Consider the following 8,670-nt stretch of genomic DNA (forward strand, 5'->3'; position numbering starts at 1 on the left):
GTTATAAGCATATTGTTGTGACGATAGGGTTGCGATACTTCCATAGGAAGAGAGAAAGAACCCCTTTATTTTGTCGTTATCTTGGATCCCCATTGCTGCTGTCCGCGCATTTGCTAAAGATGCACTCTGTTTTGCCATATCGATAAAACCAGCGTAGAAGAGAGCATTAGGTAGGGCCAAATAACTTGCTACTTGTGGTAAAACATCGGGTATATTTGGATTAGTGTCAAGAAATGCTTTGTGTAAACGGAAATCCCAGAAGTTTTCATTTTTTTCTTCAAAGAGGTTTTGGGTTTCATTTGCTACACCATAGCTGGATGTTGGTCCATAAGCAGTTAGTGTGTATTTATAAGGTGAACCATCTCTTGTGATATAACCATTGGCTAATTTGAAGGAGTCTTCCGTTGCTTTTCCAGAGACTTGGATAAGGGAAATACCGCCTGTATTCGAGGGCGATCCAGCATTTTCTATTTGCTTTTATAGTGACATTTTCAGCAAAGAGATGCCCATTAATTTCTGCTTCCAATGCATATTTATTTCCAGTGATTTTGCTAGGATTATTTTTTGATCCGTGTACCTTGATTTGGCCATCAATGCCCTCCACCAAGAGTCCGACAGAAGCATCTTTAATCTCTGTATTTCCATTCAATTCAATCATGCTATTGATAGAATTTACGCCAGTTCCGCTGCCACCCGCTTTTATAGTAACATCTGTGAGCGTGATTCTCGTCTTATTTTCTGCTAATGCTGCAATTCCTTTTCCGGTGATTTCTCCTCCTATCATCTGGACCCATGATTCTGGATCTTTTACGCAGAGCCCGTATTCATTAGAGGTTATTTTAACATTGTCTTTTAGAGTAATAGAGCCGCCTCCATTAGCATTCACTTGTCCATTAAAGGATCCCCCTGATACTGTTACGTAAGCATTTTTTCTTACAACTAAAGCATTGCTAGCTGAAGCAGTTACATTTTTCAAAGTGAGGTAGCTATTATAGGCACTTATCGCTTCGTATTGTGGCTCACTGCCAATGGATGAAACATTTACATTTTCTAGCATGTTTTCGTTACCGGAAGGCCTGCTGTCGAAAAAAGAAACAGCAAATGCAGTAGCTGTAATGGATCCTCCAGTCATTTTAATTGCAGCATTATTTTTTGCTTCAAGCCCTCGGAAAATATTAGAATCAGTTCCTTTAATGGTTGTGTTCCATAATTCAATATAACTGCCGTTTTCTTTAGCTGATACAGCAAATTCCATTGTGGGTTTATTTGTGTCTTTATTTCCGATGATTACTAAATTAGTGCCATAGATTTTTCCGCCATCTAATGTTTGGAGCTCTTCATAGGTTGCTCCTGTTGAAGCTGTTTTTATTTCTCCTTTACCAGCTTTAAATTTTCCAGCAGCCTGTAGGTTGTTATGAGGGCCAAAAAGTATGATTACTGCAGCAGTTGTGCAGGACAAAAGAGATTTTTTAGACATTGATGTTTTCCTAAACTTATAAACTGCCAGTGCTCTTCCCCCGCTTATAAGAAGGATAAACAATGGATATTTTAATTATAACATTTATCTATTAGTTAAATTATTATTTCCTGTCAAATATTAGTAATTTACTTTATAATAAAATAAATCATTATTATTGTTTAATACATAATGTATTGATGTTTAATATATATTAATACTTAAAATCTGTTAAAGAAAAACATCAAATAAGAGAAAAAACGATATTTTTGTTATGAAATAATTTAGGATTGAGATATTTTCGTTTAAAAGCTTTGTCTTAAAAGAGTGAAAGCACTTTCAGGAATGATAGTGGAAACAAATGATAGGTTGATAGGGACTTTTCTATTGGAAGCAAGCGTTTCGTATAAATTTTTACGATATGAGGAGGAGAGGTGGGATATGCGTTGGAAAAAATAAGAAGAGACAGTAAGAAAGTTGTCTTGCTTTAGATGTAAAATGGATTTTATATAATTAAAGAATACTTATAATAATTGATAATGCCTTAGTTTTTTTCCTGCTTTTCTGAGCATTGTGTATAAATTAACTTAAATACGAAGTATCTTGTTACATTTGTTGTGCTTGATTAACTTTGCTTCGCAAAAGGATTTCTGTAGTACATCTTCCGTGTGAAGAGGGATAAGGATTCTTTGAGAGAAAAGAAAAATTTCAGCAAAACAGATTTAATATATAAAAGGCTGCACAATACAGTGTTGTGCAGCCTTTTGTGAGAATGAACAATAACAATAAAACGAAGCTTGATTTGGGAGCCTTATACGTTAAACTTTCATTGTTTTCTCTTAAAACTGATAGCGTATACCAGCAGAAAAATCTGCACCGGATATACCGGCTTTTTGGAGCTTTTGCCGATAGCTAACATCGGCATGGATGGAGAAGTTCTGAGACAATTTTGCATTGATACCAACCCCGCCTTCAAGGGAAGTTCCTGTAGGATCAAGGGAGAAGGTGTCGCCAACCTGTATAGTATCCTCATCCCCAAAGGTTTTGATCAAGTCTACTTTTCCATAGAAAGACATAGAACGGTTGCTTTTAGCAGAAACAGTTTTCGTTAAACGTCCACCAATCCTTGCTAACCCTTGAGAAGGTTCTCCGATATCAATTTTAAGGTTATCGGCATCTAAAATGGTGTTAAAGATCAAACGCTGATACATCAGCTGAGCTTGTGGTTCAAAGGTGAGGCCTTTAGTACCCATTGTGAATTTTTGACCTATTGTTGTTGAGGCAATCAACATTTTTGTATCATCGATTTTTGCAGTATTTTTAGCGATGGCTGTAGAGATATTCCCTTTCCAGCTCCCGTAAGAGAAGAGTGTATCCATATAGAAACCACTATTATGCTCTATACCGCTGTAAGCTGTGACTGACCATTTGTTAAGCGTGCTCTTTTCAGAATCTTCTATATCCTTTGGTGAGAGGGATAATTGCGCATAGGTTCCGGTAAGTCCCCAATATATAGTTGTGTTTTGACCATCTTGTGCAGAAGCTGTAAAACCTGCTTGTGTAGCAGCATAGCGAATATTTGTGTTATAAGCATATTGTTGTGACGATAGGGTTGCGATACTTCCATAGGAAGAGAGAAAGAACCCCTTTATTTTGTCGTTATCTTGGATCCCCATTGTTGTTGCCCGCGCATTTGCTAAAGATGCACTCTGTTTTGCCATATCGATAAAACCAGCGTAGAAGAGAGCATTAGGTAAGGCCAAATAACTTGCTACTTGTGGTAAAACCAATTTCTGTAAACGGAAATCCCAGAAGGTTTCATTTTCGCCCAACAGGTTTTGGGTTTCATTTGCAGCACCATAGCTAGATGTTGGTCCATAAGCGGTCAGCCTATATCTATAAGGTGAACCAGTTTCTTGGATATAACCATTGGCTAATTTGAAGGAATTTTCATCTGCTTTCCCAGAAACTTGAATGAGCGAAACTCCACTGGTATTGGAAGAAGGGCGAAAAGCTTCTGTTATATTACTGCTATCTTTGAAATCACTCATAACAGAAACTATTGTTGTGCCTGAGACATCCCCCTGGATTAAAAGTCGATCATTTTCTTGATCGGTTATATCAGAGCTCTCAACAGATCCAACATTAAAAGAAATTTTTGCATCACCAGAAGCATTGTAGACTGCTTGCGTGTCTGGTTTCCCAGAACCTATATGCAATGTATGATAATGATCTTCTGTTGGTGTATCGAAAACAATGGTGCTGTCATTGAGATTAAGTATAGAAACATCAGAACGTGATCTTTGAGTAATACTAAGAGGATTTCCTTCTTCATCTTTTTCTTTTGTGCTCGTTGTTATGAGCCATTTTGTATTGTTTTTGAGATCGAAGGTTGTTTTGCCATTTGCGTTATTTCTTGCTTCTCCCTGTAAGAGAGAGTTTTCTGCGGTGAGCGTAAAAAAACTATCAGATTTTTTATCAGATATGATTTTCGTGAATAATGTATCGGCATGAATTTCTGAGTCTTTAAGGTTGAGTTTCCCATTTGATGAACCGGTACTAACAATACCCGTGCCATTTTCGACGAGAAGCTTTGTATTAGTCAAATTGATTTCTGAGGTTTTATCATTTTGGGAGTCATCAAAACGTATCCCATTGCGTTCTGCTTTTGCAGAAGCAATATCTTTTATATCAATTTGACCGCCATCTTTTACAACAAATGCAGTTTCTTTTGCATTTACGTTTCCACCTGTCATTGTGATTTTGGCTTTTTCACCATTTGCATGGAGACCGTCATTCTCAGATGCTACTATAACATTATCATTTAAAGTAATTGTGCTTCCTTGCTTGGCTTGTACCTCACCGCCAAAGGATCCACCAGTTACGGTCATTTGCGAATTATCATTAGCAAAGAGAGCCTTTTCTGCGTTCTTAACGGTGATATTTTTCAAAGCAACCGTGCTTTCTTTATCAGCACTGACACCTACAGACATTGGGCTGTCATTACTGCTGCTTGCTATCACGACATTTTCTAGCTTGTTTTTGTCGTTTTTGTTGTTCTCAAAAGAAGCTCCTGTCCCGGAAACGGTGATAGAGCCTCCTGTCATTTGAATGACACCATTGTTTTTTGCCTCAAGTCCGATGACAGCCTCTTTAATGGTTGTATTGTCGTGCAAATCAATCATACTGTTTTGGCCGATGGACTTTGCACCAGTTCCTTTGTCATCTGTGGTGAGAGTGATATCCGTGACATCAATATATCCGGCATTTTCTGTCAACAGAGCACTTTTTTGCCCTTTTACAGTTCCTCCCGCCATTGTGATTTTGGCTTTTTCACCATATGCATGAAGCCCATTATTTTCAGATGTTACTGTAACATTATCATTTAAAGTAATTGTGCTTCCTTGCTTGGCTTGTACCTCACCGCCAAAGGATCCGCCAGTTACGGTCATTTGCGAATTATCATTAGCAAAGAGAGCCTTTTCTGCGTTCTTAACGGTGATATTTTTCAAAGCAACCGTGCTTTCTTTATCAGCACTGACACCTATAGACATTGGGCTGTCATTGCTGCTGCTTGTTATCACAACATTTTCTAGCTTGTTTTTGTCACTCTTGCTGTTTTCAAAAGAAGCTCCTGTTTCGGAAACGGTGATAGAGCCTCCTGTCATTTGAATGACACCATCGTAATTTGCCTCAAGTCCGATGACAGCTTCTTTAATGGTTGCATTCTGTAAATTTATTGTGCCATAGCTAGATTCTGCGCCAGTTCCTTTGTTATCTGTGGTGAGAGTGATATCTGTGACATCAATATATCCGCGACTGTCTGCAGACAGTGCTATTTTCCCTCCTTTTACAGTTCCTCCAGTCATTGTGATCGTTGCATTATCATATCTCGCCCAAAGGCCAAAAGTATCAGATGTTACTGTGACATTGTCGTTTAAAGTAATGTTGCTGCCAGAGGTAGAGTATATCGCTTCCGCTTCTGAATCAAATATTCCACCAGAGATCGTTATTTGAGAATTATGATCACCCCGCACGCAATAATATGATTTTGAAGTTACCTTTTTCAAAATAAGATTGCTTTCGATGGTGTATATTTGACTATTTATTGTGACATCTTCCAGTTTGTTTTGATTGCTTTTGCTGTTCTCAAAATTAATACTCACAGAGGAGATAGAACCACCGGTCATTTTGATTGATCCACCATCTTTTGCCTTAAGGCTTCTGGATATTTCAGAGTTAATTCCTTTAATGGTTGTGTCCAGTAATTCAATCAGGCTGTTGGGACCTTCAGCTGTGACAGAATATATATCTGTGTTGTTACTTGTATTTTCATTTTCGATCACAGTTAAATGCTTACCAATTATTTTTCCACCGTCTTTTGCATGAAGAATATCATAGGTTTTGTTAGAGACTTCTTTTGGTTCTCCACCAGAGACTTCAAGAGATTCAGCTTGTGCATTGGTATGAGCACCAAAAAGCACAATTGCTGCTACAGCCGTACAAGATAGTAGAAATTTTTTAGACATTGATGTTTCCCCCTTTATAAATCCTACGTGTTATGTTTCTATAGAAGAAAACAACGAATGCATTATAGATAAAACCTTATAATTTTTTATATTTACTTTTGGTATCTGTCAATTGTTACAGATTTATTACTATAATAAATCTGTAACAATAATTTTTTAAAATTAGAAATATTTTATGATTGAGATTTTTTATTTTAAAAGAGTAAAATCATTTTTTGCAACAAGATTATAAGTTAATGATAAGTTGGTAGAGAGTTTTCTGTTAAAGTTTCACATTACCTTCATATTAGGATAAATGTTACGGTGCATGTCAATGGCGCTCGTGATCCTGTCGCCACCGGTCGTGCGGTTGCCCACGCCATTCAACGTGCACGTGCTAATGCTCTGCATGGGGGCTTAATTCTTGTAAGCCATATTCGTCTATTAAAAAGGGCAACCAAGAAGGCGGACGCGTAATAAATTTCGCACGTGGTATTTCTTCGAGTGCAGTTTTAACGTGAGGGTCAAAAGCCATTGCTTCTGCAAAACAACGTTCAAATAAGCTAGAATTCGGGGGCAAAAGTGAGGAAAGCATCAATAAGCACGCCCCCGTTCAGACAAAACAATATCCCCCAAAGCCACTGCTTCATCGGGTGCGACCAAAATATCTGTTAAGGGGCTTTAACAGCTTACTTGTAATCTATTTATATCTGTGTAATAATATACATTATGGATAGATTTGTTGGGATAGGTAAGGCCGCTCAAGTTTTGGGTGTTTCGATTAGCACTTTGCGCCGTTGGGAAGGTGAAGGCAAAATTATTTCTGAGCATACGGCAGGAGGACACCGCCGTTATGACCTATCCAAGCTTAGGCCTGAGCTTTTTCATTCGAGAGAACTGTCACAAAGAAAAACCATTGCTTATGCGCGTGTATCGAGCCATGATCAAAAAGACGATTTAGAGCGACAAAAACAGGTTCTTGAGCTTTATTGCGCAAGCCAAGGTTGGACTTATGAACTCATCTCTGATTTAGGGTCAGGGATGAATTATCGTAAAAAGGGTCTTAAACGTTTATTGGATGCTCTCATTGAAAATGAGATAGGTCGTTTGGTGATTACGCATAAAGATCGTTTATTGCGCTTTGGTGCAGAATTGGTTTTCGCCATTTGCGAAGCCAAACAAGTTGAGGTTGTCATTCTCAATCAGGGGGAAGAAAGCAGTTTTGAAGAAGATTTAGCCAAAGATGTTTTAGAAATTATTACTGTCTTTAGTGCTCGTCTTTATGGAAGTCGTTCGAGAAAAAATCAAAGGTTATTAGAGAATGTTCGTCAAGCTGTAGAGGCATCGCAATGATTGTTGCTCACAAAATAGCTCTAGACTTAAACAATAAGCAACGAAGCTACATGGCTCGAGCCAGTGGTTGCGCGCGCTTTGCTTATAATTGGGCACTGAAGGAATGGCAGCAGCAATATGAAGCATGGAAGAAAGATAATAATTTACCAAAGCCTAATGACTATGCGCTACGTAGACAATTCAATTCTCTAAAACGAGAACAATTTCCATGGATGATGGAAGTTACTAAAAATGCTCCACAAATGGCAATTATTCAATTGGGTGTGGCTTTTAAGAATTTCTTTTCAGGGAGAAGCCGATATCCCACTTTTAGAAAGAAAGGAGTGCACGATCGTTTTACTTTGACCAATGATCAAATACAGTTGCAAGGTTTCAAGATAAGAATTCCCAAACTTGGTTGGGTTCGTCTGCGAGAACAATTGCGATTTCAAGGAAAGATCTTGTCAGCAACCATTAGCCGTAAAGCGGATCGGTGGTTTGTAAGTCTTAGCGTTGAAACAGATAATCAAGAGTCACTGAGCGAGAACCAAGCTATTGTTGGTCTTGATTTGGGCATCAATGCACTTGCAACGCTTTCGACAGGAGAAACCATAGGAGGCGTTAAACCTTATAAGGCTTTGCTAAATCGTTTACGGCGCTTATCACGAAGGCTAAGCCGTAAGCAAAAAGGCTCGAGCAATCGTTATAAGGAGAAACAAAAACTCGCTAAGCTTCATGCACGGATAAGTAATATCAGAACAGATCATTTGCATAAGGTTACAACAGATTTAATTCAGCGTTTTGGTACATTTTGTCTCGAAGATCTTCATGTAAAAGGCTTGCTGAAAAATAAGCATTTATCGCGTGCCCTTGCAGATCAAAGTTTTTTCGAGTTTCGCCGTCAATTGGAATATAAGGCGGCACGTTATGGTCGACAGATTGTTATTGCAGATCGTTGGTATGCGAGCAGTAAGATCTGCCATCATTGCGGATGTAAGATTGAACAATTGCCTCTTAACATACGTGAGTGGAGATGTTCTCATTGTGGTACACACCATAATCGAGACATTAATGCCGCGATTAATTTAAAAAACTTGGCGGTGAGTTCCACCGTATCAGCCTGTGGAGAGGAAGGCTCTGGCCAATGTCCTGTGACTTTGGTGAAACCAGCCTCAAAGAAGCAGGAAATCAACAGTATATTTAATCAGAAATGATCACATTTACATAAGTTTGATAGAACGGTATGTTATGTTCACATGGTGAACACCCTTATTTTTCTAACCTTTATGATTTGATTGATCAGGGTCTTGCATGGCAAAATATTCGCGGTTCTCTTGCGGCAATAGAGATGGGTCTTGAATGGCTCCGGATTAC

General features: G+C 38.4%; 4 protein-coding genes and 1 pseudogene. 3 read left to right on the top strand and 2 right to left on the bottom strand.

Annotated features, from left to right (window positions below):
* Nucleotides 1-468, bottom strand: a pseudogene (locus MCS_RS08935) (autotransporter outer membrane beta-barrel domain-containing protein); the annotation flags it as partial.
* 1,827 nt (nucleotides 469-2,295) lie between these two features.
* Nucleotides 2,296-5,985 carry an autotransporter outer membrane beta-barrel domain-containing protein gene (locus MCS_RS07890; protein ID WP_004857429.1) on the bottom strand — a complete coding sequence of 1,230 codons (3,690 nt, stop codon included), beginning with the start codon at nucleotides 5,983-5,985 and terminating at the stop codon, nucleotides 2,296-2,298.
* 303 nt (nucleotides 5,986-6,288) lie between these two features.
* Here MCS_RS07890 and MCS_RS08540 point away from each other — a divergent pair, with 303 nt between their 5' ends.
* The 3 genes from MCS_RS08540 (at nucleotide 6,289) to MCS_RS07905 (ending at nucleotide 8,510) form a co-directional block, all read left to right on the top strand.
* On the top strand, nucleotides 6,289-6,441 hold the full coding sequence (locus MCS_RS08540; RefSeq protein WP_172462892.1) for a hypothetical protein: 153 nt from the start codon (nucleotides 6,289-6,291) through the stop codon (nucleotides 6,439-6,441).
* 252 nt (nucleotides 6,442-6,693) lie between these two features.
* Entirely contained in the window at nucleotides 6,694-7,317 is a 624-nt protein-coding gene (locus tag MCS_RS07900; protein ID WP_004854276.1) for an IS607 family transposase, read from the top strand.
* Nucleotides 7,314-8,510 carry an RNA-guided endonuclease InsQ/TnpB family protein gene (locus MCS_RS07905; protein ID WP_004854278.1) on the top strand — a complete coding sequence of 399 codons (1,197 nt, stop codon included), beginning with the start codon at nucleotides 7,314-7,316 and terminating at the stop codon, nucleotides 8,508-8,510. Before MCS_RS07900 ends, MCS_RS07905 begins: the two co-directional genes overlap by 4 nt.
* Nucleotides 8,511-8,670 lie beyond the last annotated feature (160 nt).

Source organism: Bartonella doshiae NCTC 12862 = ATCC 700133, assembly GCF_000278155.1.
Lineage (GTDB): Bacteria > Pseudomonadota > Alphaproteobacteria > Rhizobiales > Rhizobiaceae > Bartonella > Bartonella doshiae.

Excerpts from the sequence above, each read along its gene's own strand:
- MCS_RS07890 (WP_004857429.1), bottom strand. The coding sequence starts at position 5,985 with ATGTCTAAAAAATTTCTACTATCTTGTACGGCTGTAGCAGCAATTGTG.
- MCS_RS07900 (WP_004854276.1), top strand. The coding sequence starts at position 6,694 with ATGGATAGATTTGTTGGGATAGGTAAGGCCGCTCAAGTTTTGGGTGTT.
- MCS_RS07905 (WP_004854278.1), top strand. The coding sequence starts at position 7,314 with ATGATTGTTGCTCACAAAATAGCTCTAGACTTAAACAATAAGCAACGA.